The organism is Streptomyces sp. NPDC048442, from assembly GCF_040651475.1.
Taxonomy (GTDB): domain Bacteria; phylum Actinomycetota; class Actinomycetes; order Streptomycetales; family Streptomycetaceae; genus Streptomyces.
Genome location: NZ_JBEZKB010000003.1, coordinates 298199 through 323051, shown reverse-complemented (window position 1 = coordinate 323051; position 24853 = coordinate 298199). Strand labels below are relative to the sequence as shown.

General features: G+C 70.5%; 27 protein-coding genes. 16 read left to right on the top strand and 11 right to left on the bottom strand.

All coding sequences use genetic code 11. The features are described 5' to 3' along the window. Window positions 1–200: 200 nt before the first annotated feature. The gene (locus AB0D18_RS07350) at window positions 201–1193 is read left to right on the top strand and encodes a helix-turn-helix domain-containing protein (RefSeq protein WP_362414086.1); all 993 of its coding nucleotides are present in this window, start codon (window positions 201–203) and stop codon (window positions 1191–1193) included. A gap of 49 nt (window positions 1194–1242) precedes the next feature. Here AB0D18_RS07350 and AB0D18_RS07345 read toward each other — a convergent pair whose 3' ends face one another. Both AB0D18_RS07345 and AB0D18_RS07340 read right to left on the bottom strand, forming a co-directional pair. Next, the gene (locus AB0D18_RS07345) at window positions 1243–2721 is read right to left on the bottom strand and encodes an AlkA N-terminal domain-containing protein (RefSeq protein WP_362413867.1); all 1479 of its coding nucleotides are present in this window, start codon (window positions 2719–2721) and stop codon (window positions 1243–1245) included. Next, on the bottom strand, window positions 2718–3713 hold the full coding sequence (locus AB0D18_RS07340) for a LysR family transcriptional regulator (protein ID WP_362413865.1): 996 nt from the start codon (window positions 3711–3713) through the stop codon (window positions 2718–2720). The genes AB0D18_RS07345 and AB0D18_RS07340 overlap by 4 nt, the downstream gene beginning before the upstream one ends. A gap of 61 nt (window positions 3714–3774) precedes the next feature. Between AB0D18_RS07340 and AB0D18_RS07335 the strand changes: the two genes are divergently transcribed. Continuing rightward, window positions 3775–4323, top strand: coding sequence for a cupin domain-containing protein (locus tag AB0D18_RS07335; RefSeq protein WP_362413863.1), 549 nt, complete (start codon window positions 3775–3777; stop codon window positions 4321–4323). Window positions 4324–4330: 7 nt separating this feature from the next. Here the strand turns inward: AB0D18_RS07335 and AB0D18_RS07330 are convergent, their stop codons facing one another. From AB0D18_RS07330 to AB0D18_RS07305, 6 genes are all read right to left on the bottom strand, one after another. Next, complete coding sequence (locus AB0D18_RS07330) at window positions 4331–4966, bottom strand: TIGR03086 family metal-binding protein (RefSeq protein WP_362413861.1); 636 nt, start codon at window positions 4964–4966, stop codon at window positions 4331–4333. A gap of 114 nt (window positions 4967–5080) precedes the next feature. Beyond that, window positions 5081–6232: a ribosome small subunit-dependent GTPase A gene (gene rsgA / locus AB0D18_RS07325; protein ID WP_362413859.1), complete on the bottom strand. Its 1152-nt coding sequence runs from the start codon at window positions 6230–6232 to the stop codon at window positions 5081–5083. Window positions 6233–6478: 246 nt separating this feature from the next. Continuing rightward, window positions 6479–6925 carry a hypothetical protein gene (locus AB0D18_RS07320; RefSeq protein ID WP_362413857.1) on the bottom strand — a complete coding sequence of 149 codons (447 nt, stop codon included), beginning with the start codon at window positions 6923–6925 and terminating at the stop codon, window positions 6479–6481. A 63-nt stretch (window positions 6926–6988) separates the two neighbouring features. Further along, window positions 6989–7735: a hypothetical protein gene (locus tag AB0D18_RS07315; protein WP_362413855.1), complete on the bottom strand. Its 747-nt coding sequence runs from the start codon at window positions 7733–7735 to the stop codon at window positions 6989–6991. 193 nt (window positions 7736–7928) lie between these two features. Further along, window positions 7929–9161: an isochorismate synthase DhbC gene (gene dhbC, locus AB0D18_RS07310; protein WP_362414084.1), complete on the bottom strand. Its 1233-nt coding sequence runs from the start codon at window positions 9159–9161 to the stop codon at window positions 7929–7931. Window positions 9162–9234: 73 nt separating this feature from the next. Continuing rightward, complete coding sequence (locus tag AB0D18_RS07305) at window positions 9235–10080, bottom strand: 2,3-dihydro-2,3-dihydroxybenzoate dehydrogenase (protein WP_362413853.1); 846 nt, start codon at window positions 10078–10080, stop codon at window positions 9235–9237. Window positions 10081–10249: 169 nt separating this feature from the next. Between AB0D18_RS07305 and AB0D18_RS07300 the strand changes: the two genes are divergently transcribed. Together AB0D18_RS07300 and AB0D18_RS07295 are read left to right on the top strand one after the other, a co-directional pair. Continuing rightward, window positions 10250–10951, top strand: coding sequence for a class I SAM-dependent methyltransferase (locus tag AB0D18_RS07300; protein ID WP_362413851.1), 702 nt, complete (start codon window positions 10250–10252; stop codon window positions 10949–10951). A 114-nt stretch (window positions 10952–11065) separates the two neighbouring features. After that, on the top strand, window positions 11066–11710 hold the full coding sequence (locus tag AB0D18_RS07295; protein WP_362413849.1) for a phosphotransferase: 645 nt from the start codon (window positions 11066–11068) through the stop codon (window positions 11708–11710). Between the two features lie 44 nt (window positions 11711–11754). On the opposite strand, the gene AB0D18_RS07290 is transcribed toward AB0D18_RS07295, so the two are convergent. Beyond that, window positions 11755–12747: an NAD-dependent epimerase/dehydratase family protein gene (locus AB0D18_RS07290; protein ID WP_362413847.1), complete on the bottom strand. Its 993-nt coding sequence runs from the start codon at window positions 12745–12747 to the stop codon at window positions 11755–11757. A 178-nt stretch (window positions 12748–12925) separates the two neighbouring features. On the opposite strand from AB0D18_RS07290, the gene AB0D18_RS07285 reads away from it, so the two are divergent. Continuing rightward, the gene (locus AB0D18_RS07285; RefSeq protein WP_362413845.1) at window positions 12926–13345 is read left to right on the top strand and encodes a VOC family protein; all 420 of its coding nucleotides are present in this window, start codon (window positions 12926–12928) and stop codon (window positions 13343–13345) included. On the opposite strand, the gene AB0D18_RS07280 is transcribed toward AB0D18_RS07285, so the two are convergent. Further along, window positions 13282–13962, bottom strand: a complete 681-nt coding sequence (locus tag AB0D18_RS07280) for a helix-turn-helix domain-containing protein (RefSeq protein ID WP_362413843.1) — start codon at window positions 13960–13962, stop codon at window positions 13282–13284. The two genes, AB0D18_RS07285 and AB0D18_RS07280, sit on opposite strands and share 64 nt — an antisense overlap. Before the next feature lie 180 nt (window positions 13963–14142). Beyond that, the gene (locus AB0D18_RS07275) at window positions 14143–15246 is read right to left on the bottom strand and encodes a YihY/virulence factor BrkB family protein (RefSeq protein WP_362414082.1); all 1104 of its coding nucleotides are present in this window, start codon (window positions 15244–15246) and stop codon (window positions 14143–14145) included. Between the two features lie 131 nt (window positions 15247–15377). Between AB0D18_RS07275 and AB0D18_RS07270 the strand changes: the two genes are divergently transcribed. From AB0D18_RS07270 to AB0D18_RS07220, 11 genes are all read left to right on the top strand, one after another. Further along, window positions 15378–17018: an acyl-CoA dehydrogenase family protein gene (locus tag AB0D18_RS07270; RefSeq protein ID WP_362413841.1), complete on the top strand. Its 1641-nt coding sequence runs from the start codon at window positions 15378–15380 to the stop codon at window positions 17016–17018. A gap of 81 nt (window positions 17019–17099) precedes the next feature. Further along, on the top strand, window positions 17100–17675 hold the full coding sequence (locus AB0D18_RS07265; protein ID WP_362413839.1) for a GNAT family N-acetyltransferase: 576 nt from the start codon (window positions 17100–17102) through the stop codon (window positions 17673–17675). A 122-nt stretch (window positions 17676–17797) separates the two neighbouring features. Next, window positions 17798–17881: a putative leader peptide gene (locus AB0D18_RS07260; RefSeq protein ID WP_318299652.1), complete on the top strand. Its 84-nt coding sequence runs from the start codon at window positions 17798–17800 to the stop codon at window positions 17879–17881. A 156-nt stretch (window positions 17882–18037) separates the two neighbouring features. Continuing rightward, on the top strand, window positions 18038–19744 hold the full coding sequence (locus AB0D18_RS07255) for a nitrite/sulfite reductase (protein WP_362413838.1): 1707 nt from the start codon (window positions 18038–18040) through the stop codon (window positions 19742–19744). Then, window positions 19741–19923, top strand: coding sequence for a hypothetical protein (locus AB0D18_RS07250; RefSeq protein ID WP_362413836.1), 183 nt, complete (start codon window positions 19741–19743; stop codon window positions 19921–19923). Before AB0D18_RS07255 ends, AB0D18_RS07250 begins: the two co-directional genes overlap by 4 nt. Next, complete coding sequence (locus AB0D18_RS07245; protein WP_362413834.1) at window positions 19920–20615, top strand: phosphoadenylyl-sulfate reductase; 696 nt, start codon at window positions 19920–19922, stop codon at window positions 20613–20615. The genes AB0D18_RS07250 and AB0D18_RS07245 overlap by 4 nt, the downstream gene beginning before the upstream one ends. Beyond that, entirely contained in the window at window positions 20612–21178 is a 567-nt protein-coding gene (gene cysC, locus AB0D18_RS07240) for an adenylyl-sulfate kinase (protein WP_362413832.1), read from the top strand. The genes AB0D18_RS07245 and cysC overlap by 4 nt, the downstream gene beginning before the upstream one ends. Next, window positions 21175–22110, top strand: a complete 936-nt coding sequence (gene cysD, locus AB0D18_RS07235) for a sulfate adenylyltransferase subunit CysD (RefSeq protein WP_362413830.1) — start codon at window positions 21175–21177, stop codon at window positions 22108–22110. Before cysC ends, cysD begins: the two co-directional genes overlap by 4 nt. 2 nt (window positions 22111–22112) lie before the next feature. After that, entirely contained in the window at window positions 22113–23462 is a 1350-nt protein-coding gene (locus tag AB0D18_RS07230) for a GTP-binding protein (protein WP_362413828.1), read from the top strand. After that, a complete protein-coding gene (locus tag AB0D18_RS07225; protein WP_362414098.1) occupies window positions 23462–23611 on the top strand; it encodes a hypothetical protein in 150 nt (49 codons plus the stop codon). The genes AB0D18_RS07230 and AB0D18_RS07225 overlap by 1 nt, the downstream gene beginning before the upstream one ends. Before the next feature lie 64 nt (window positions 23612–23675). Next, window positions 23676–24788, top strand: a complete 1113-nt coding sequence (locus AB0D18_RS07220) for an aliphatic sulfonate ABC transporter substrate-binding protein (RefSeq protein ID WP_362413826.1) — start codon at window positions 23676–23678, stop codon at window positions 24786–24788. Window positions 24789–24853: the final 65 nt, after the last annotated feature.

Genomic DNA, 24853 nt, shown 5'->3' with positions numbered 1-24853 from the left:
ATCATGCCAAGTCGGCCCGGTCCATGGGCTGGTGACCGGTGGCGACAGGTTGGCAGAGGTGCAGGTGATGCAGGGATGATGTGGCGAGGCGGGTTTGTGCCGTGGCTCATTCCCGCCAACCGGGTGCCGCGAGTGACGTGTGCTGCGAGTGACGTGAGCCGTGCTTGATGCGCGGTGTGTGCGGAGAGGTGAGTACTGAGGTGCTGAGTGCGATAGGGCTCGACGAGGCCCAGGAGGCGACGTATCGGACGCTGGTCGCGGTCGGTGCGGCCGAAATGTCCGACCTGGCACACCGGCTGGGGTCCACGGAGCCGGAGACGGAGCGGGCCCTGCGCCGCCTGGAACGCCAGGGCCTGGCCGCACAGTCCACCTCGGGTACGGAACGGTGGGTGGCCGCACCCCCCGGCGTGGCACTGGGCGCACTGCTCACCCAGCAGCGGCACGAACTGGAGCAGGCGGAGCTGGCGGCGGTCCTTCTTGCGGAGGAGTACCGGGCGGAGGCCTCGGAGCCGTCGGTGCACGACCTGGTGGAGATCGTGACGGGGGCGAGCGCGGTGGCGCACCGGTTCGCCCAGCTGCAGCTGGGGGCGGTGGAGGAGGTGTGCGCCCTGGTCACCGGGCATCCGGTGGCCGTCACCGGTTACGACAACGCGGCGGAGGAGCGGGCGACGGCGCGCGGGGTGACGTACCGCGTGGTCCTCGAACGGGAGGTGCTGACGCTGCCGCGGGGCGTGCTGGAGCTGACGGCGGCCCTCGGCCGGGACGAGAAGGTCCGGGTGGTCGACCGCGTCCCGACCAAACTGGTCGTCGCCGACCGGTCACTGGCGATGGTCCCGCTGACCGGCCGGGACGCGGAACCGGCCGCGCTGGTGGTGCATGCGAGCGGGCTGCTGGAGTCGCTGATGGGATTGTTCGAGGCGGTGTGGCGGGAGGCACGGCCGGTCCGGCTGGGCTGGGAGGGACCGGGCACCGGCACCGCGGTGGAGCTGCCGGACCTGGGCCCTGACGGAATGGACCTGCAGATCCTGTCGCTGCTGCTGGCGGGAATGACGGACGCGAGCGTGGCGAAGCAGCTGGAGGTGGGGCTGCGGACGGTGCAGCGGAGGGTAAAGGGCCTGATGGAGGCGGCGGGGGTCACGACACGGCTGCAGCTGGGATGGCATGCGTACGAGAGGGGCTGGGTGGGGCGGTAATCACACCCCGCACAGCCAGTCCGGGCATCTTCAGCCCGGTCCAGCCACTTCAGCCCGTCCGGCGTTTGAGGACGCGCGGCGCAGCCGTGCACCGGGCGCGGCCCGCAACGCCCACACCCACCCCCGTACGCACCCCGTCAAGCATCAAATGCCTGGTGGCGTACGAACGCCAAGGCCGCCACCCCTCTCGCTCTCCCCCGCCCGGAAGCGCCACATCCGGATCCCCGAGCGCCCGCATCCGGATCAACCCGACGGCGTACGCGTCCAGCCCAGGAACGGCCGCCAAGGACCTGACGGCCTCCTCCCGGTCCGCTCCCGGATCGAGGCGTACAGTGCCGTCGGCGAGGGCGCCGGCAAGGGCCCCGGCGGCGGGGTCGCCGATGAGGACGTCGGGGACCGGGAAGAGGCGGTCGAGAGTTCCGCAGGGCTCAGCCACAGGTTCCCCGTACGCCTCGACCAGCACAGCAGCCCGCTCCCGGCCCACCCGGGCACGTACCGCCAGCTCGTCCGGATCGGCGGCGCCCGGGGAGCGCAGACCGGGGCGGGCCTCGACCAGCGGGGCGAGGAGGGGGTCGGCGCCGAGGCGCTCGTCGACCGCGTACGGGTCGGCGTCCAGGTCGAAGAGGCGGCGCAGCCGGTGCACGGCGGTGGTGAGGTCGCGGAGGTCGGAGAGGGTGAGCCGGGCCTCCAGCCAGCCGGGATGCGGGGCCTCGTCGACGGAGGCGATCGCGGTGCCGTGCGGGAGGCGGAGAGTACGCCGGTAGGTGCGCTCCCCCGCATCGCCCAGCACTTCCTCGACGCGGGGGACGGCTTCGCGGGCGAGGAGGTCGAAGACCTCGCGGGCGGCGTAGGGGCCCCGGTATGCGAGGCGGAGAGGGATGCCGGCGGCGGGGCGGCCGGGACGGGCCGAGGTGCCGGGGGCGAGCCGGGTCCCCGTTTCGGACCTCAGCTCGGTGGGGGTACGGGCGTAGATCTGGCGCACCGTGTCGTTGAACTGGCGGACGCTGGCGAAGCCGGAGGCGAAGGCGATCTCGGTGATGGGCAGGGCGGTCGTCTGGAGCAACAGCCGTGCGGTGTGGGCGCGTTGGGCCCGAGCGAGGGCCACAGGACCCGCCCCCAGTTCGGCGGTCAGCTGGCGCTGGACCTGGCGGGCGCTGTAGCCGAGCCGGCCGGCCAGTCCCGGGACGCCCTCTCGGTCCACCACCCCGTCGCCGATCAGCCGCATGGCCCGGCCGACGGCGTCGGCGCGCACGTTCCACTCGGCGGAACCCGGCACCGCGTCCGGGCGGCAGCGCCGGCAGGCCCGGAAACCGTTGCCCTGGGCCGCTGCCGCCGTCGGGTAGAAGCGGACGTTGCGGCGCTTGGGGGTGACCGCGGGGCAGCTCGGACGGCAGTAGATGCCGGTGGTCTTCACCGCAAAGAAGAAAACCCCGTCGAAACGGGCATCACGGCTGCTCACAGCCTCGTACTGGGTGTCCTCTGCGGTATCGTCCGGGGTTTCCACACTGGCGTCCTCGGGCACGGTCATGCCTCCAGTGTGCGCCTGCGGCCGGCCCCGGACTCGCGGGATTCGGACATCGAGTCCGGACGGGCGACGGCCCGCAGCAGGTGCCGCAGGGGAGGGCCGGGCGGTCCCGGTCGTACGGCCAGCGAGGTGGTGAGGGCGGGCTCGGCCAGCGGGCGCAGGGCCACCTGTGGGAACGGCGGCAGGCCCACCACGTCGTAGAAGACGGTCCAGGAGGGTGCGCTGGTACCGATCGCGGTGAGTGTCTCCTGGAAGCTGGTGAACGGCTGCCCGGGGATCGGTTCTGCCCCTGCTGCCCGGAGGGCGCCGGTGATCAGATCGTGGAACGGCGGATTGTTCTCCCGCGGCGCGAGCCGCAGCGGGAGCTCGGCCAGTTGTTCCAGGTGCTCCGGGCGCAGAATCGGCTGGGCCGCCAGTGGATGGCTGTGCGGCAGGGCGACGTACAGCGGATCGTTCCACACCGGCAGGAGCTCCAGCCCCGGCGCCGAGTGCAGGGCCCGTACGAGTGCGGCGTCCAGCCGACCTGAGCGTACGGCGGCCAGCCGGTCGGCGAGGGCCAGCCGGCGCAGCCGGACCTGGAGGTGGGGGGCGGCGGCCGACAGTTCGTTCAGCAGGCGGTAGATCCGGTCGCCGGGGCCCTGGACGCCGCCCAGCCGCAGCAGGCCGGCGTCGCCGGACAGGAGGTCGGCGGCCACCCGCCGGGTGCGGTGCGCGGCCGCGAGCACGGCATGCGCCTCGGGCAGCAGCCGCTCGCCGGCGCCGGACAGATGCACATGGCGGGTGGAGCGCTCGAACAGCACCACCCCCAGCTCCCGTTCGAGGCGGCGGACCTGCTGGCTCACGGCCGACTGAACGATGCCGATCCGCTCGGCGGCCCGGCCGAAGCCGCCCTCCTCGGCGACGGCCACGAAGTACTGCAACTGCCGCAGCTCCACAGGCCCCTCCGATTGATCGCGGTCGGTGATTTCTGCAGACGCCAACTGCTGCTGGTTCACGGCTTCTTCGGGAGTTGCAATGGAACCCGGTCGCAGAGGATTTACGAGAAGGGCCACGAAGATGGTTCGGGAAACCGACAACACCGGCACCGACAACCCCGGCACCGGCACCGGCAACACCACCAGCACCACCGGAGAAGCCCTGATCGTGCGGCCCGAGGAGGCCGAGCACGTACCGCTGCCGCACGGCGGAGGCTTCCTGTTGCTGGCCGACTCCGGCGAGACCGGCGGCGCGCTGGGCGCGAACCGCCTGACCCTCGGCGAGGGTGCCGACGGTGCCAGGCCGCACTGTCACACCCTGTCGTCAGAGCTGTTCTACGTGCTCGGCGGCACGGTGGAGTTCTTCCTGGACGACAAGATGACGGCCGTGGGGCCGGGCGGGCTGGTAGTCGTCCCGCCCGGGATGCCGCACGCCTTCGGCGCCGCTCCGGGTTCCACCGCCGACCTCCTCGCGGTGCTGACACCGGGCATCGACCGGTTCGGTTACTTCCGCGCGCTGGGGCGCGTGGCGCACGGCCTGGACTCCTTCGACAGCCTCGCGGCCGGGCAAGAACGCTACGACGTTCACTTCCTCGACGCCTCGGCCTGGCAGTCGGCCCGAACCGGGTGACGCGCCTCTACGCATGGGCAGTTGATCTGCTGTGGCGCACGGCCTGCAGGTCGCGCCCCATCGCATGGAGGAGCCGCTCCTGCTCGGACGCATCCGGCGTCGACGTCTCCGTGGCGGGTCCGTAGTAGCGCCTGCTGTCCGCGATCGGACTCTCACTCACGCCCTGATAGATCCATCCGAAATTGTGCAGGATCCAGCTCACCGTGCGCGCGTCGAGCCGTTCGTCGAGCCGTACCGCGCGGGCGAGATCCCAGGTGTGGGTGATCGCGTCCACGACGTACAGGCCGAGCAACTGCCGGCCGGGAACGGGACCGAAGGGGTAGTCGACGATCCGGTCGAGCGCGCCGGCGACGTGAAACGCCGCCCGGCACTCGGCCACCGCATCCCGGTAGGTGGTCACCAGGTCACCGTCGAGCGCCCCTTGGCCGAGGTTCGCCATGAAGTCCGCGCTGCTGCCGCCGTGCAGGAGGGAGGTGTAGATGCGGCTTCCCTGGATCATGTGATGGACCAGTTGGCGCACGTTCCATTCGGTGCACGGCGTGGGGTTCTCCCAGCTGGTGTCCGGCACCGCCCACAGCCGATCGCCGAATCCTTCAGCCGCGGTGTCGAAGTAGCTGAGCAAGGTGCTGTCCGTGTCATTCATGGTGCCGAGTCTGGCCATGGCGCGCTGCCGCTTCCGGCGGGAATCGGACCTCGACACGGATCCCGCAGGGAGTGTGGGGGACGCACATAACGACGCACGTCCCCCACACTCCTCCTACCGCACCCGGCCCCCGCGCTTGGCCGCGCCGTTGACCCGGCCCTCCGCGCTCATCTGCTTCCAGCCGCGCAGCATCTCCTGGCGCAGCCGGGCGTCGGTCTTGGCGACGATGCGCTGGTTCTCGCGCATCAGCTTGCGCCAGCTCTCCAGCCGTCGCTCGGGCAGCGAACCGTCCTCGATCGCCGCGAGTACGGCGCAGCCCGGCTCGGACCCGTGCCCGCAGTCGTGGAAGCGGCACTGCTGGGCCAACTCGGCGATTTCCGAGAAGACTTGGCCGACCCCGGCCTCGGAGTCCCACAGTCCGACGCCCCGCAGCCCGGGGGTGTCGATGAGCACTCCCCCGCCGGGCAGCGCGAGCAGGTTGCGGGTCGTGGTGGTGTGCCGGCCCTTGCCGTCGACGTCGCGGGCGGCCTGCACCTCCATCACGTCAGCCCCCAGAAGGGTGTTGGCGAGGGTCGACTTCCCTGCGCCCGACACACCGAGCAGCACACTGGTGCCGCCGGTGACGAGCGCCGCGAGCACATCGAGCCCCTCGCCGGTCTGCGAACTCACCGCCAGCACCTGAACGCCGGGCGCGGTCGTCTCGACGTCCTCGACGAGGTACGCGAGCCCGGTGGAGTCCGGCACGAGGTCGGCCTTGGTGAGGACGACGAGGGGCTGGGCCCCCGATTCCCAGGCCAGGGCCAGGAACCGCTCGATCCGGCCGAGGTCCAGCTCGACGGCGAGCGAGACCGCGATGACCGCGTGGTCGACGTTGGCTGCGAGGATCTGCCCCTCCGACCGCTGGGAGGAGGTGGAACGTACGAAAGCGGTACGACGCGGCAGCAGCGCCCGGATCAACTGGGGGTCACCGGCGGGCTCGACCGCCGCCCAGTCGCCGGTGCAGATGACACGCAGCGGGTCGTGCGGGGTGACCAGCGCGGTGTCGGCGCGGATCAGCCCGTCAGCGGTGAAGACATCTGCCTGGCCACGGTCGACCCGCACGACCCGACCGGGCAGCAGACCCTGCTCGGCGTACGGGGAGAACTCGGCTTCCCAGTCCGCGTCCCAGCCGTACGGCGAGAGCGGGTGCGCGCAGGAAGCCTGCGGAAAAGCGGAGGAAGCCTGCGGAAAAGCGGAGGAAGCCTGCGGAAAAGAAGAAAAAGACAAGGTGGGACCCTTCACAGGGATGGCCCCGGCACCGCGCGCACAGGCGCGGGAAGTTCCTGAGAGGAGAGGTCAGCCGGAGACCACGGAGGTGGAGTGGACGAGCTTGCGAGTGCGTGCAGCACTCATGACGATGACGACAGCCACCGGGCCCACCTCCTGCCTTGCTACGACTGAATCCGACAGCACAACGGCCGCCGGAGGAACGAGATGAACCATAACCGCGACCCCCGGCACCGCGCCACCGGTTTAAACCGCGTCCTGTGTGGTGAAGCGAACGGGGGTTCGCGGATCGTCGATGTCGACTGCGAGCTCGAACCCTGCGGTCGAGCTGAAGGTAGCGACGTTCCCCGAAATCCGAATCCGGTCGAATGGATTGGATTCCATGAAGAACATTCCCCAGATCAACGCACGGTCAACAGTCAGACGTGCGATGAATCCCTCCGATCCGTACGAACCCTCGCCGCCCCAGAGCAGCCCCTTCTCTCCGAGGTCCATGACGGCCAGTCCGTCGACCTCGGACACCCAGGACGGATCGCCTTCCAGCATCTCCTCCAGGTCAAAGGGGGCGAGCACCGTGAAACCACCCGGCGCGGCGGGGTCGAGGACGGCATCGTACGAGTGCCCGTCGGCGTAGTGGAGTGCGTCCGTGAGGGGAAATTCAAATCCTTCCCACAGGCGTTCAATCGTGGTCATTTCTTCTCACACTTACCGTTGCTCCGCGAGGAATTCAAGAGGGAGCAGGCTACCGGTGAGACGTCAGAGGTGCCGTGTGAGGACCTGTGCCACCGTGTCGAGTGCCGTGTGCAGTTCCAGGTGGTCGTGGGCTTCGAGGGTGGTGTCCAGGAGTGGGCTGTCGGAGGTGAGGGTGGTGAATCCGGTGGCTTCCTCGGATCCGAGGGTGGCGGTGAGGGTTTCGCCGGAGCGGAGAGTGAGGGTGACCGTCGCGGCGGTGGGCAACGGCTGGAGGAAGGCGATCTCGGCGTCGGTGCGGCGGGTCTGTGCGCCGAGCCGGCGCTGGGTGCTGCGCGACGCCCGGTAGAGGTGTGACTGGTGCAGGGCGATCTGGAGCCGGTCGGACAGTTCCTCGGCGGTCTCCTCCCGCTCGGCGTCCGGGAGTTCGTCGAGCAGCAGGGCGGCGATGGCGCGGTACGCGATGGCCAGCTGCCAGGTCACGGTGGTGAGCGGGCCGGGGTCGTGCGTGTCGTGGACCAGCGGGCCGAACGTTTCCTCGGCCTGGCGGGCCACCGTGCGCACGGCGTCGGCGGTGACGGCGTCCGGGCGGGGTGCGGGCGCCGCGTCCCGGTCCTGCCAGTCGACGCCCCGCGCCTTGAGGTCGGCGTACACGGCGTCCCGGCCGGTGCCCGCGACCGAGGCGAGCTCGGTGGGGTTGCGGACGCCGGAGCGCCAGGCGGCTTCGATGAGCTCGGCGCGGTGGGCCTCGGTGCTCTCGCTGAGAGCGGTGAGCGCGGTCAGCCGGGACGAATCCATGTCAGATGCGTTCATAGCGGTCACCGTAGGTCGGATCGGCCGCCGGGCCCGGCACCACCGCGCCGCACCGTGCCGCACCGCCCACGTGGCGGGCGTACGGCACGGCGTGGCTGGGCGCCCCCGACCTCCAAAGCCCAGGGCCCAAAGCCCAGGGCCCTGGCCCCTGGCCCCTGGCCCCTGGCCCCTGGCCCCAAGCCTCGGCGACGGGCTATTCGGCGCCCACCGCGTGCAGGAACGTACGGAACTTGGCGGCCGTCTCCGCCGTCTCCGACTCCGGCTCGGACGCGGCGACCACGCCGGCGCCCGCGTACAGCCGCAGCGTGCGCTCCCTGGCCTCGGCGCAGCGGATGGTGACGACCCACTCGCCGTCGCCGTCCGCGTTGCCCCAGCCGATCATGCCGGTAAAGAAGCCGCGGTCGAACGGCTCGGTCTCCGCTATCACTTGACGTGCCGTCAGGGTCGGGGTGCCGCAGACGGCGGGCGTCGGGTGGAGCGCCGAGGCGAGTTCGAGCGCGGAGGCGGCGCTGCCCTCGGGGAGGGTGCCGGTGACCGTGGTGGAGAGGTGCCACATGGTGGCGGTACGGATCAGGGTCGGCTTGGCGGGCACGTCGAGCGTCGTGCAGTACGGCGCGAGCGCCCCGTGCACGGCGTCGACGACGACGGCGTGCTCGTGCAGGTCCTTGGCGGACGCGAGCAGGGCGGCGGCCCTGCGGACGTCCTCGGCGAGGTCCTCGCTGCGCGGCGTGGACCCGGCGAGCGGGTTGGCGACGACCTTGTTCCCACGCCGGGAGACGAGGAGTTCAGGGCTGGCGCCGATGAGGTTGCTGCTCGGTCCCGTGGGCAGCGCGAACGTATAGCCGGACGGGTCGCGGCGGGCGAGGCGCTGGAGCATCACCGGCAGGTCGAGGGGTGCGTCGGCGGTGAGTTCGAGGGTGCGTGCGAGGACGACCTTGCTGAACTCGCCGCGCCACATGCGCTCCACGACGGCGGCGACCCCGGCCCCGTACACCTCGGGCGAGGGCACCGGGTGCACGTCCCACTCGGTCGCGGCGGGCAGGTCGGCCGGCAGCGCGATCAGCGGGTCGTTGGCGAGCGGCGGCCCGCCCTGGACGAACTCGGGTACGGCGAGGGCCGCGGGCGCGCTCTGGTCGAACGGTACGGCGCCGATGACGACGGGGTTGCTCTGTCCGTCGCGCCGGGCGGCGGCGAGGGTCTCGGTGACGCGCTGCGCCAACGGGCTCTCCCCGTGCGGGACTTCACGTGCCGGGCCGTCGGCCAGCAGGGTGCGGGTGGGCGTCGCGAGGAAGCGGGCGCCTTCGGTGTAGGCGTCCAGCAGGCCGGTGGCCGCGCCCACGGCGGGGTGCGCCGCCTCGGCGGAGCGACTGCCGCGCGGGGTGGGGACGGCGGGGGCGGCGGTGGCGACTACGGATGCCGTCGACACGGTGTCCACGGGGTCTCCAATGCTCGTGAGGATGTGGGGCGGCGAGAGAGGTGAGCGGGGCCGGGCGGGACGGTCAGCGGAGGGTGGCGCCGCCGTCGACGTAGATGTCCTGCATGGTGATGTGGCGTGCGCGGTCGGACGCGAGGAAGAGGACGGCGTCCGCGATGTCCTCGGGCCGGGCGATGCGGCCGAGCGGTATGCCGGTCTTGTAGGACGCCAAGTCGCCCTCGATCACGCCCCGTTCGGCATCCGGGTTGCCCTCCCACATGCTGCGCTGCATGGGGGTGTCGGTGGATCCGGGGGCGACGACGTTGCAGCGGACGCCGCTGCGGGCGACCTCCAGGCCGAGGCACTTGGTGAACATGGCGGCGGCTGCCTTGGAGGCGGCGTACGCGGCCATGCCGGTGCGCGGTATCCCGGCCGCGTTGGAGGCGACGGTGACGATGCAGCCCTTGCGGCGCTCGGTCATCCGGGCGGCGGCAGCGCGGGAGGTGTGGAAGACGCCGGTGGAGTTGACGGCGAAGGTGTCGGCCCAGTCCTGGTCGGTGAGCTCGGTGGCCGGGGCGGTACGCAGGATTCCGGCGACGTTCACCAGCAGGTCCAGCGGGCCGAGTTCGGACTCGACGCGGGCGATCGTCTCGTTCACGGCGGAGCCGTCGGTGACGTCGAGGGGGTACGCGACGGCCCTGCCCGCACCCTCCTGCTCGCCGGGGGTTCCGGTGAGGTCCTTGGCGAGAACCTCGATGCCTTCGGACATCCGGTCGGTGGCGGCGACGGTCGCGCCCCGGGCCACCAGTGCGCGTACGACCGCCTCGCCGATGCCCTGGCCCGCACCGGTGACGAGTGCGACACGGCCGGCGAATTCACCTGCCGTACGGGGCGTTTCGGACGGTGTACGCGACGGTATGTGCTCAGGCATGCAGGACCCTCCCTCGACTTCTTAGGTGAGCCTAACCTAACGCATATCGGAGATCGAGAGGGCCCCGCCCTCCTTGCCATTCCGGAACTGCCGAGGTCTTGCCGTTCCGGTCTTGCCGTTCCGGCAACAAGCTTTGCTGCCGAAGCGGCCCCGTGCGGATGCTGTCCCCATGACAGAGACAACCGGCAAGACAGAGACCACCGCCACGGCAGAGACAACCGGCACACCCGGCCACGCCCACACCGCCACCACCGACGCGGAGTTCTGGGACAACCGCTACTCCGAGAGCGACCGCATCTGGAGCGGCAATCCCAACCCCGTGCTGGTCCGCGAGGTCACGGACCTCGCCCCCGGCCGGGCGCTCGACCTCGGCTGCGGCGAGGGCGCCGACACCGTCTGGCTGGCCCGGCAGGGCTGGCAGGTCACCGCCACGGACATCTCCCGGGTGGCACTCGGCCGGGCGGCGGAGCACGCCGCCGAGGCAGGGGTCGCCGAGCGCACCGACTTCCAGTGGCACCGGCTCGGGGATTCGTTCCCGGCAGGCACCTTCGACCTGGTCTCGGCCCAGTTCCTGCATTCCGAGGCCGATCTGCCGCGCAGGGAGATCCTGCGGACGGCTGCCGCCGCGGTCGCCCCGGGCGGAACGCTGCTGATCGTCGGGCACGCCGGATGGGCATCCTGGCAGCAGGAGAACCCGCCGCTCGCAGACGTTCACTTCGACACCCCGGACGAGCTCGTGACCGCCCTCGAACTGGGCGACGGAGGGTGGGAGTTGCTGATCACCGCCGAGCAGGAGCGGATCCAGAACGCCCCGGACGGCACCCCCGGAACCCGCACCGACAACACGGTGATGGCGCGCCGCCTGCCGTAACGACCGCGGGCAGGGCCGTAAGCACCCCGGCCCCACTACCCTTCCCGTCGGCAGACGTCAACCTTGAGCCGGTACGGCGCGCCTCCGGCGGCGTACATGAGCAAAGCTGGCTCCATGGAACTGCTGCCGCACGGCTACACCAACCACACCACCCATCACGCCGGCGTCGTCACCAAGACGTACCGGGGCCGGGATGCTCAGCGCAGAATGGAGCGGGAGGCCGCCGCTCTGGGCGGACTTGGGACATGGGGGACGCTTCTGCCCGTGCCCCAGCTGATCGGCTGCACGGGCGAGAGTCTGAGCATGACCTTCCTGTCGGGCCTGCACGGCCAGGACATGATCGACGCGGGGTGGGCGGAGGAGGTACTGACCGCCTGCGGCGGGGCGCTGCGGGCGGTGCACTCGGTGGACGTCACCGACGTGTTCCCCCGGGCCAGGAAAGGTTCGGTGATCGTGCACGGGGACTTCGGACCGAACAACTTGCTGCTCACCGACGACGCCTCCCGGGTCACCGCACTGCTCGACTGGGAATGGTCGCACGCGGGCGACCCCGTGGAGGACCTGGCGTGGTGCGAGTGGATCGTCCGTACGCACCACCCCGAGCATCTCCCCGCGCTCGACGGGTTCTTCGACGCGTACGGGTACCGGCCCGACTGGCAGGCGCGGCACCAGGCAATGATCGACCGGTGCCGCGAGCTCGTCGACTTCCAGCCCACCCGGGTGGGGCTGCTGATCGCTACGGAGGGCTGGACGGAGTGAGATCCGTCGAGGCGGAAGGGAAAAGGAAAAGAAGGAGCAGCCCGTCAACCACCTTGCGCGGCAAGCACCTTGGCCTCGATCTCGGGATCGAGCCCCACCACCGGACGGTCACTGCGCTGCGGGGCGACCCCGCCCAGCGTGTTCAGCCACGCCCAGGTGTCCGCCACCGTGTCCGCCACCGGACGGCAACTCAGGCCCGTCGCAAGGGCTTTGGAGACGTCGACACGGTGGACCATGTCGTGGACCTCGCCCGGCGGGACCCACACCGGAAGGTGCAGCCAGGGCTCGACGCCATGGGACAGGATCAACTCGGGCTCCACCCACCGAAGTTCGGCGGTCGTCGACCCGATCGTACGTACGCAGGACTCCAGCAGCTCCCCCATGGTGGTGTGCCCCTGGGGGGACACCAGGTGGTACGGACCGGCCAGGCCCGCCTCCACCGCGTCGAGCATCCACACCGCCATGTCGCGTGCGTCGATGTACTGGAGGGGCAGGTCGTACGGTCCAGGGGCCAGGACCGGGCCGCCGCGGGCGACGCGGTTCAGCCACCAGGGGAGGCGGCCGATGTTCTCGCCGGGGCCGAGGATCAGGCCCGCCCTGACCAGTACCGTACGGTCCGCTCCGAAGGCCGCCTCGGCGGCCAGCTCACCGGCGCGCTTGACGTGTGCGTAACCCTCGTCGCCCGGCTCGACCAGGGGGCCGTCCTCCGCCTGGTCGGGCGGGGAGACGGCGTACACCGACCGGGAGGACACATACACGTACCGTCCGGCGTGATCGGCCAGCAGGTCGGCCGCCTGCCGCACGGCGCGGGGGTGGCCGGACCAGGTGTCGAGCACCGCGTCCCAGGCCGCTCCGTCCCGTACGGCTTCGGTGAGCGCGGACAGGTCGTCGAGGCGGTCGCCGTGCAGGGCGGTGACGCCGGGCGGCGGGGCGTGGTTGCCGCGATGAAAGACGGTCACGTCCCAGCCGCGGGCGAGGGCTTCCTCCGTGGCCGCTCGCCCAACGAACTCGGTACCGCCGAGTATCAGTAGCTTCATGGCCCCGATCATGCCCGAGCCCCCCACCCCAAGTCCCCGGCCGCTGCTGCGCCCTGGGCGGAAAACGCCCCGTCCGACAGGACCCGCGGCCGCCCAGGAAGTCCGCCAACAGGCCCCACCGCACAAGAGGTCCGTTTTCTTCAAGATCCTGGCGGGACGGCCGGGCTACGTTTCCCCCATGACTCCTCGACCGACTCCTCGACCGGCTCCTCGACTCGACGCCCTCAGCATTGTCACCGCCGACATGACCGCCTCCCTCGACTTCTACCGCCGTCTCGGCGTCCCCGTGCCCGAAGGCGCCGACGCCCAGCCGCACGTCGAAGCCGTCCTGCCCGGCGGGCTGCGCCTCCTCTGGGACACGGAGGACGTGATGCGCTCCTTCGACCCGGACTGGAAGAAGCCGCAGGGCGGCGACCGGCTCGGCCTCGCGTTCCTCTGCGACGGCGCCGCCGGGGTGGACGCCACGTACGACGAACTGGTCTCCGCCGGATACACCGGACACCTCAAGCCGTGGAACGCGGCGTGGGGCCAGCGCTATGCCGTCGTGCTCGACCCGGACGGCTGCGGAGTGTCCCTCTTCGCCGCCAGCGACGCGTAGGCGGTCAGCGTCATCCCGGCCAGCTCCCTCGTCTCGCGGGCCAGGTGTGCCTGGTCCGCACAGCCGGACGCGTGCGCCGCCGCCGCGTACGGGATTCCGTCCCGTACGAGCGCCAGGGCGCGCTGCAGGCGCAGCACCCGGGCCAGCGTCTTGGGCCCGTACCCGAAGGCGTCGAGGGAGCGCCGGCGCAACTGCCGCTGACCGAGCCCGACGGCCTCCGCGGTCCCCGCGACCGTGCGCCCCGCACCGAGCCCGGCAGCGACCGCGCGCATCAGCGGGTCGGGCGGCCCGGTGTCGGCGGCCCGGCGCAGCGCCAGCTCCTCCAGGGCGAGGGCCTGGTCGGGAGCCTCCGTGATCCGCTCCTCCCATTCCCGTACGCCCGACCACACATCAGCCAGCGGCACCCGCAGGTCCCGCAGCTCGTGCGCCGGTACGCCGAGGAACACGGCCCCCGTCCCGGGCGCGAACCGCACCCCCGCGAACCGACTGCCGGGACCGCACGAGGCGTCGTGGGCACGGGTGTCGGGACCCGCGACGATCAGCCGCCCGTCGATCCACAGCAGGTCCATGCAGCCGTCGGGCAGGACCGGGTAGGGCGGCGCCGGATCCGGTTGCACGGAATCCGCGGGGGCAGAAGCGGAATCCGGAGCCGGAACCGAAGCCGGAACCGAGGTCCGAACCGAAGCCGAAGCCGGAGCCGGAGCCTGAGCCGGAACCTGAGACGCATCCCGCCGCCAGACGACCGCGCCGTCCAGCCGGGAGGGCCGTTCCTGGTACCTGCCGGGCATGCTGCCAGGCTAGCCCTTCTGCTTTTCCTCCCCCGCCCCCGTCTCCTTCTCCCGCCCCGCGTGCAGCCGCGACTTCACGTCGTCCGGCGGCAGGAACCGCGACCACCGCTCCGGGAACTCCGACGGCATGTCCGGGTTGGTGCCCGTCCACTCCCCCTCGCCGTCGTCCTCCTCGTCGACGTCCCAGGTCGCGCTCCGGTCCAGTTCCGCCGCCCTCGCGCGCGCTACCACCGCTGCCGCCTGCTCGGTCCGCAGCCGGTCGTTGTCGGCGCGGGCGGCGGCCGTCGCGACGGACGGCCAGACGCGGTCGATGGCGGCGTTCACGGCGGCGCCCACCAGTACCGCGAAGGCCGAGACGCCGATCCACAGGAGCACGGCGATGGGGGCGGCCAGGGACCCGTAGATCGTGCCGCCCTCGACGGTGTTCGTGACGTAGATGCGGAGCAGGAAGCTGCCGAGCACCCACATGCCCAGGGCGATCAGCGCGCCCGGTACGTCCTCCACCCACGGGGAGCGCACCGGCACGGACACGTGGTAGAGCGTCGTCAGGAAGACCACCGACAGCACTATCACCACCGGCCAGTACAGGACGCTGATGACTTCCGTGCCGAACGGCACCAGCGCCACCATCCGGTCGGGGCCGACCACCATCAGCGGCAGCACGACCGCGCCGATGAGCAGGGCCACCACGTACAGCAGGAAGGCCAGCAGCCGGGTCTTGACGATGCCGCGGTGGCCGTCGAGTCCGTACATCACGGTGATGGTGTCGATGAAGACGTTGACCGCGCGCGAGCCGGACCACAGCGCGATGGCGAAGCCGATGGAGATGACGTCGGGGCGGCCCTCCCGCGTGACGTCCTCCAGGAGCGGCTTGGCGAACTCGTTGACGCCCCGGCCGGAGAGGACCGCCTGCGAGGCGTTGAGGATGTTCTCCTCGATGGACTTGACCGTCTCGGTCGCCGTCCAGTCGTCGATGTAGCCGAGCAGGCCGATCAGGCCGAGGAGGAGGGGCGGCAGGGACAGCAGGGTGAAGAACGCGGCCTCCGCGGCGAGACCGAGGATGCGGTACTCGACGCACGAGTTGACGGTGTCCTTGAGCAGCAGCCAGACCAGCTTGCGCTTGGATACGTGGCGGTAGAGGACCCGGGCCCGGTGGAGCCGATTTTCCCGCGGTTTCTCCTTGCGGTGTTTCCGCGGCCGTCCGGGTGTTTCTTTTGCTGCCTGCACCTCCTTACCGTATCGGCATGGCAGCCACCACCCACACAGTGACCAACCAGGCCCCGCCCCTGGTGGAGTACGACGTGTTCGGCGCGGACAAGGCCCTCACCGAGGCCGTGACCCGGCACACCGACCCCGCCCTCCTGGCGGGCGTAGAGGAGGAACTGACGGTGCTCGGACGGGCCGCCGGGTCCGCCCAGGTGCAGGAGTGGGGTGTGCAGGCGAACGAGAATCCGCCGAAGCTGCGCACCCACGACCGGTACGGGAACCGGATCGACGAGGTCGAGTTCCATCCGTCCTGGCACCGGCTGCTCGGCCGCGCCGTCTCGTCCGGGCTGACGAACGCCTGGGGCCGGCCGGCCGGGCACGTCCGCCGGGCCGCCGGGTTCCTGGTGTGGACGCAGGCGGAGGGCGGCCACGGCTGCCCGGTGTCGATGACGCACGCGGCCGTCCCGGCCCTGCGCGCCGATCCGTCGCTCGCCGCCGTCTGGGAGCCGCGGCTCACTTCGCCGGTGTACGGGCAGGAGCTGCTGCCCGCGGCGCAGAAGCCCGGCGCGCTGTTCGGCATGGGCATGACGGAGAAGCAGGGCGGCAGCGACGTACGGGCCAATACGACCGAGGCCGTTCCGATCAACGGCGCCACGAGTGGTGAGTACTCACTCACCGGGCACAAGTGGTTCTGCTCGGCTCCGATGTGCGACGGCTTCCTGGTCCTCGCCCAGGCGCCGGGCGGGCTGAGCTGCTTCCTCGTACCACGGGTACTTGAGGACGGGACCCGCAACACCTTCCGCATCCAGCGCCTCAAGGACAAGCTCGGCAACCGGTCGAACGCCTCCAGCGAGGTCGAGTTCGAGGGGACCTGGGGCCGGCTGGTCGGCGAGGAGGGGCGCGGGGTGCGCACCATCATCGGGATGGTGGCGGCGACCCGGCTGGACTGCGTGATCGGTTCGGCGGCGCTGATGCGGCAGGCGGTCGCGCAGGCCACGCACCATGCCGCGCACCGGAAGGCGTTCGGCGGCGAGCTGATCGACAAGCCGCTGATGCGCAACGTGCTGGCGGACCTGGCACTGGAGTCGGAGGCCGCGACCACCCTCGCGCTGCGCCTGGCGGCCGCGTACGACAGCGACACCGAGCAGGACCGGGCACTGCTGCGCCTCGCGGTCCCGGCGGCCAAGTACTGGGTGACGAAGCGGTGCACACCGGTCGCGGCGGAGGCCCTGGAGTGCCTGGGTGGCAACGGTTACGTCGAGGAGTCCGGCATGCCGCGGCTGCTGCGCGAGTCCCCGCTCAACTCGATCTGGGAGGGCTCGGGCAACGTCCAGGCCCTGGACGTGCTGCGGGCGCTCCAGCGCGAGCCGATGGCACTGAACGCCTACCTCACCGAGGTCGGCCTGGCCCGCGGCGCCGACCACCGCCTGGACGGTGCGATCAAGGGCCTGCTGACGGACCTGGCCGACCTGGACGGCATCGAGGGCCGGGCCCGGCGGCTGGTCGAGCGGATGGCCCTGATCCTGCAGGGCTCCCTGCTGGTGCGGTGGGCGCCGCCGGAGGTGTCGGACGCGTTCTGCGCCTCGCGGCTCGGCGGGGACTGGGGGTCGGCATTCGGCACGCTGCCGAGCAGTCTGGACCTGGGGGCGGTGGTGGAGCGAGCGCGGGCCGAGGTCTAGCCCACGCTTCAGAACCGGGGGCCGTGCGGAGGACTGGCCCCCGCTTCTTCCCCCTGCCGGTCGCGTGATTCCCTGACCGGCATGAGCACCATCAACGTGACGACCTGGTCCCTCGAACAGACCTCCCCCGACGATCTCGTACCCGTCGCTCCCCCCGCGGGCGACCGGCTGCGGATCGTACGGGCCGAGGTCCCTTCGCCGGAGTTCAGCCGCTTCCTCTACACCTCGGTCGGCGGCGACATCCGCTGGACGGACCGGCTGCCCTGGTCGTACGAGCAGTGGCAGCAGGCGGTGGACCGGCCCGGCGTCGAGACGTGGGTGGCGTACGAGAACGGCACTCCGGCCGGGTACGTCGAACTGGACGCACAGGACGAGGGTGCCGTAGAGATCGTCTACTTCGGACTGATCCCCGCCTTCCGCGGCCGGCGCATCGGCGGTCACCTCCTCTCGTACGGGATCCAGCGCGCCTGGGACCTGGCGGAGCGGCACCCCGGCCGGGGCGTCACGAAGCGGGTGTGGCTGCACACCTGCTCCAAGGACGGGCCGCACGCGATGGCCAACTACGAGCGGCGCGGGTTCCGGCTCTTCGACACCAAGGTGGAGGAGGAGCCGGAGGTCGCCAATCCGGGCCCGTGGCCGGGGGCACACCCCGCCTGAACCCGTCGGAACCGACGGACCACAGCGTGACCCAGACCACATCGTCCCATCATTCGGGACGATGTGGTCCACATAATGGATAGTGGTGGACTGGCCCGAGACCCTCGTGCCACGCTTCCGTCATGTCTACAGCTGGAGTTGCCTTGATCAGTCGGCGTCACGTCGACCTCGGCCGCATGTCCAGCGCCATCTGTCCGGCCTGCTGACGGCCCCCGACGGCCCAGCACTGCCGCACATCTGATCTTTCTCCGCTTCGTACTGCCCGACCCGCATGTCTGCACGCCCCCGCGCCCCTTTTACGCGAGTGTGCAGGTCAGAGCCGTCTGCCCGCAGTTCTCCGCAGTCCCGAAGGACGTACCGCCATGTCTGCCACCCCAGAGAAGCCCGCCGCGGGTGCTGCCGTCACTGCCCGCCGCAAGGCCGGACGCCACCGCGGCGAAGGCCAGTGGGCCGTAGGGCACCACACCCCCCTCAACGGCAACGAGCAGTTCAAGAAGGACGACGACGGTCTCAATGTGCGGACACGCATTGAGACGATCTACTCCAAGCGCGGTTTCGACTCGATCGACCCCAACGACCTGCGCGGGCGCATGCGTTGGTGGGGTCTGTACACCCAGCGCAAGCCCGGGATCGACGGCGGCAAGACCGCGATCCTGGAGCCGGAGGAGCTGGACGACGAGTACTTCATGCTGCGGGTGCGGATCGACGGCGGGCGGCTGACCACCGAGCAGCTGAGGGTCATCGGCGAGATCTCGCAGGAGTTCGCGCGGGGCACCGCCGACCTCACCGACCGGCAGAACGTCCAGTACCACTGGATCCGCATCGAGGACGTCCCGGAGATCTGGCGCCGTCTTGAGGCCGTCGGCCTCTCGACGACCGAGGCGTGCGGCGACACCCCGCGCGTCATCCTCGGCTCGCCGGTCGCCGGGATCGCGGTCGACGAGATTATCGACGGCACGCCCGCCATCGAGGAGATCTACCGCCGCTTCATCGGCAACCCGGACTTCTCCAACCTGCCCCGCAAGTTCAAGTCGGCGGTCTCCGGGTCCCCGCAGCTGGACGTGGCGCACGAGATCAACGACATCGCGTTCGTCGGCGTGGAGCACCCCGAGCACGGCCCCGGCTTCGACCTGTGGGTCGGCGGCGGGCTCTCCACCAACCCCAAGCTGGGTGTGCGGCTGGGCACTTGGGTCTCCCTGGAGGACGTCCCTGACGTGTACGGCGGCGTCATCGGCATCTTCCGCGACTACGGCTACCGGCGGCTGCGCAACCGCGCCCGGCTGAAGTTCCTGGTCGCGGACTGGGGCCCGGAAAAGTTCCGGCAGGTGCTTGAGGACGAGTACCTCAAGCGCAAGCTGACCGACGGTCCTGCGCCGGAGCAGCCGAAGGGCGTCTGGCGCGACCACCTCGGTGTGCACAAGCAGCAGGACGGCCGCTTCTACGTCGGCTTCGCGCCGCGCGTCGGCCGCGTCGACGGCTCCACGCTGACGAAGATCGCCGAGCTGGCCGGTGCACACGGCTCGGGCCGGCTGCGTACCACCGCCGAGCAGAAGATGATCGTGCTCGACGTGACCGAGGACCAGGTCGAGTCGCTGGTGTCCGGCCTTGAGTCGCTGGACCTGCGGGTCACACCCTCTCCGTTCCGGCGGGGCACGATGGCCTGCACCGGCATCGAGTTCTGCAAGCTGGCGATCGTCGAGACGAAGGCGCGCGGCGCCTCGCTGATCGACGAACTGGAGCGCCGCATCCCGGAGTTCGACGAGCCGATCACCATCAACCTGAACGGCTGCCCGAACGCCTGCGCCCGTATCCAGGTCGCCGACATCGGCCTCAAGGGCCAGTTGGTCCTCGATGCCGAAGGCAACCAGGTGGAGGGCTTCCAGGTGCACCTGGGCGGCGCGCTCGGCCTGGAGGCCGGCTTCGGCCGCAAGGTCCGCGGCCTGAAGGTCACCTCGGCTGAGCTGCCCGACTACGTGGAACGCGTACTGACCCGCTTCCAGGACCAGCGCGAGGACGGCGAGCGCTTCGCGACCTGGGCGGCGCGCGCGGCGGACGGAGACCTGTCGTGAGCGAGCGCGCTGCCCCGTTCCACTGCCCGTACTGCGGCGACGAGGACCTGCGGCCCAACGAGACCGGACACGGCGCGTGGGAGTGCGCGGCCTGCAACCGGGCGTTCCAGCTGAAGTTCCTCGGCCTGCTGTCCCGGGGCGTGGCGAGGACCGAATCGACTGAAGGAGAAGGGATATGACAGCCATTCAGGAAGATCTGCGGGCACTGGCCGAGCAGGCCGGGTGCGACCTCGAAGACGCGTCCCCGCTCGACATCCTGAAGTGGGCGACCACCACCTTCGGCAGCCGGTTCTGCGTCACCTCCTCCATGGAGGACGCGGTCGTCGCCCACCTCGCCTCCCGCGCCTTCCCCGGTGTCGACGTCGTGTTCCTCGACACCGGCTACCACTTCCCCGAGACCATCGGCACCCGGGACGCGGTCGACGCCGTGATGGACGTCAACGTCATCACGCTCACCCCGCGGCAGACCGTCGCCGAGCAGGACGCCGAGCACGGGCCGAAACTGCACGACCGCGACCCCGACCTGTGCTGCGCCCTGCGCAAGGTCAAGCCCCTTGAGGACGGCCTGAGTTCGTACGACGCGTGGGCCACCGGACTGCGCCGCGACGAGTCCCCGACGCGGGCGAACACCCCGGTCGTCGGCTGGGACGAGAAGCGCCGCAAGGTCAAGGTGTCGCCGATCGCCCGCTGGACGCAGGACGACGTCGAGGCGTACGTCGCCGAGAACGGCGTCCTCACCAACCCCCTCCTCATGGACGGTTACGCGTCCGTGGGCTGCGCCCCTTGCACGCGCAGGGTCGTGGAGGGCGAGGACGCACGCGCCGGACGCTGGGCCGGACGCAACAAGACCGAATGCGGGCTGCACGGATGACGAATCGTCAGAGAGACCTGGAGGAATCAGTGACGGGCGCCACCGTCTGGCTCACCGGCCTGCCCAGTGCGGGCAAGACCACCCTCGCGTACGCACTTGCCGAGCGGCTGCGCGGCGACGGCCGCCGTGTGGAGGTCCTGGACGGCGACGAGATCCGCGAGTTCCTCTCGGCCGGGCTCGGCTTCAGCCGCGAGGACCGGCACACCAACGTCCAGCGAATCGGTTACGTCGCCGAACTCCTGGCCCGTAACGGCGTGTTGGCTCTCGCTCCCGTCATCGCCCCGTACGCCGAAAGCCGCGAGGCGGTCCGCAAGCGGCACCAGTCCGAGGGCACCCCGTATCTGGAGGTGCATGTGGCGACGCCGGTCGAGGTGTGCTCCGTACGCGATGTGAAGGGCCTGTACGCGAAGCAGGCGGCCGGGGAAATCTCCGGGCTGACCGGGGTCGACGACCCCTACGAGGCCCCCACCGACCCGGACCTGCGCATCGAGTCGCACACCCAGTCCGTCCAGGAATCCGCAGCAGCCCTGCACACGCTGCTCACCGAGAGGGGTCTGGCATGACGACCGCCACCACCACCGGCGAGGGCGTCGACAGCCCCTTCGCCCTCAGCCACCTCGACTCCCTGGAGTCCGAGGCCGTCCACATCTTCCGCGAGGTCGCGGGCGAGTTCGAACGGCCGGTGATCCTCTTCTCCGGCGGCAAGGACTCCATCGTCATGCTCCACCTGGCCCTCAAAGCCTTCGCCCCCGCACCCATTCCCTTCTCGCTGCTGCACGTGGACACCGGACACAACTTCCCCGAAGTCCTGGAATACCGCGACCAGGCCGTCACACGCCACGGACTGCGACTGCACATCGCCTCCGTACAGGACTACATCGACCGCGGAGTCCTGCGCGAGCGCCCCGACGGGACCCGCAACCCGCTCCAGACCCTCCCCCTGACAGAGAAGATCCAGGCGGAGCGCTTCGACGCCGTCTTCGGCGGCGGACGCCGCGACGAAGAGAAAGCCCGGGCGAAGGAGCGGGTCTTCTCCCTGCGGGACGAGTTCTCCCAGTGGGACCCCCGCCGCCAGCGCCCCGAGCTGTGGCAGCTCTACAACGGCCGCCACGCCCCCGGCGAGCACGTCCGGGTCTTCCCGCTCTCCAACTGGACCGAACTCGACGTCTGGCAGTACATCGCCCGCGAAAAGATCGAACTCCCCCAGATCTACTACGCCCACCAACGCGAAGTCTTCGCCCGCAACGGCATGTGGCTCACCGCCGGCGAATGGGGCGGCCCCAAGGAATCCGAGACGACCCAGACCCGGCTGATCCGCTACCGCACCGTCGGCGACATGTCCTGCACCGGCGCCGTCGACTCCGACGCGGTGACGCTGGAGCAGGTCATCACCGAGATCGCCGCGTCCCGGCTCACCGAACGGGGCGCCACCAGGGCCGACGACAAGATGTCCGAGGCCGCGATGGAAGACCGCAAGCGCGAGGGGTACTTCTAACCATGACCACCGTGAACACCGCTGCCACCGCAGTGGAGCAGTTGAGCACCACCACCCTCCTTCGCTTCGCGACCGCCGGGTCCGTCGACGACGGCAAGTCCACCCTGGTCGGACGGCTCCTGCACGACTCCAAGTCCGTACTGACCGACCAGCTGGAAGCCGTCGAACACGCCTCCCGCAACCGTGGCCAGGAAACCCCCGACCTCGCACTGCTCACCGACGGCCTGCGCGCCGAACGCGAACAGGGCATCACCATCGACGTCGCCTACCGCTACTTCGCCACCCCCCGGCGCCGGTTCATCCTCGCCGACACCCCCGGACACGTGCAGTACACCCGCAACATGGTCACCGGCGCCTCCACCGCCGAACTCGCCGTCGTCCTCGTCGACGCCCGCAACGGAGTCGTCGAACAGACCCGCCGACACGCCGCCGTCGCCGCACTCCTCCGCGTCCCCCACGTCGTCCTCGCCGTGAACAAAATGGACCTCGTCGACTACGCCGAACCCGTCTTCGCGGAAATCGCGAAGGAATTCACCGCGTACGCAAGCGAGTTGGGCGTCCCGGAGATCACCGCGATCCCGATCTCGGCGCTCGCCGGGGACAACGTCGTCGAGCCGTCCGCGCACATGGACTGGTACGGCGGACCGACCGTCCTTGAGCACCTGGAGACGGTCCCGGTCGCCCACGACCTGACCGCCTGCCACGCCCGTTTCCCCGTCCAGTACGTGATCCGCCCGCAGTCCGCCGAACACCCCGACTACCGTGGCTACGCCGGGCAGATCGCGGCCGGTGCGTTCCGGGTGGGCGAGCGGGTGACCGTGCTGCCTTCGGGGCGTACCAGCACCATCGAGGGGATCGACGCGCTCGGCCAGGCCGTCGACATCGCGTGGGCGCCGCAGTCGGTGACGCTGCGCCTCTCCGACGACATCGACGTCTCGCGAGGCGATCTGATCGCCCCGGTCGGGGACGCCCCGGCGCCGACGCAGGACGTCGAGGCCACGGTGTGCCACGTCGCCGACCAGCCGCTCTCCGTCGGCCAGCGGGTACTGCTCAAGCACACCACCCGTACGGTCAAGGCGATCGTCAAGGACATCCCGTCCCGGCTCACCCTGGACGACCTCTCCCAACACCCCGCCCCCGGACAGCTCGTCGCCAACGACATCGGCCGGGTCGTCGTACGGACCGCGGAGCCGCTCGCGCTGGACGCGTACGCGGACTCCCGGCGCACGGGCTCGTTCCTCCTGATCGACCCGGCGGACGGGACGACGCTCGCCGCGGGGATGGCGGGCGAGTCCTTCGCGACGAATGCGATCACCAACTCCGTTCCGGACGAAGAGGGTTGGGACTTCTGATGGCGACGCTCCAGATGACGACACTTCAGGTGACGACGCTTCAGATGACGATGGTCGACGTGTACGCGTCCTTCGCGAAGGAGGGCGGCCGGATCGGCAGCGGGACCCTCGGCAGCGGACAGGGCGGGGTCGGGCGATGTGTGCGATGACGTACGTCCCCAGCGCCCGTACATCCTTCCGCGTTCACAGACGAAGACCCGAGGACTGCCTGCCATGTCTGTCCCCCGCACCACCCTGCGCCGTTCCCTGGCCGCTGCCGCCGCACTGCCCCTGCTGATCGCGGTGCTCGGCGCCTGCGGCTACGGCTCCCAGGCCAAGACCGAGGACAAGACCGTCCCCGTCGCCAAGGGCGAGAAGGTCGGCGGTCTCGACGAGGTGAAGATCGGCTACTTCGCCAACGTCACGCACGCCACCGCACTGGCGGGCCTCCAAGAGGGCCTGTTCCAGAAGGAGTTGGGCGGCACGAGGATCAAGTCGCAGGTCTTCAACGCGGGCCCCTCCGAGATCGAGGCGCTCAACGCCAAGGCCATCGACATCGGCTGGATCGGCCCCTCCCCCTCCATCAACGGCTACACCAAGTCAAAGGGCCAGAACCTGCGCATCGTCGGCGGTTCGGCCTCCGGCGGAGTCTCTCTCGTCGTCAAGGCCGACAAGATCAAGTCGCTGGACGACCTCAAGGGCAAGCGCATCGCAACCCCACAGCTCGGCAACACCCAGGACGTCGCACTCCTCAACTACCTGTCCGAGAAGGGCCACAAAGTCGACGCCGCCACCGGAAAGGGCGATGTGACGGTGGTCCGGCAGGACAACAAGGAGATCCCGAACTCCTTCAAGTCCGGTGCGATCGACGGCGCTTGGGTGCCGGAGCCGACGGCCGCCCGGCTGGTCGAGGCGGGCGGGAAGGTGCTGCTCGACGAGAAGAAGCTGTGGAAGGACGACAAGTTCGTCATCACGAACATCATCGTCCGGCAGGACTTCCTGAAGGAGCACCCGGACGTCGTCGAGGCGGTGCTGCGCGGCTCGTTCAAGACCAACGCATGGATCACGGCCAACCCCGACAAGGCCAAGGCGAGCATCAACGCGAAGCTGAAGACGGACTCCGGCAAGGAACTGCCCGCGAAGGTCCTGGACCAGGCGTTCAAGAACGTCGACGTCCTCGACGACCCGCTGGCCTCGACCCTGCGCGACGAGGCGCAGCACGCGGTGAAGGCCGGTCTGCTGAAGGACCCGCTGCTGGAGGGCATCTACGACCTGCGCCCGCTGAACAAGGTCCTCAAGGCGGAGGGCAAGCCTGCCGTCGACGACGCCGGCCTCGGCGTCAAGTAGCCCCGTACGTCAGGTAGTTCAGCCCTCAGCCAAGCCCCCCAGCTCAGTCCCCAGGAGGTGAGACC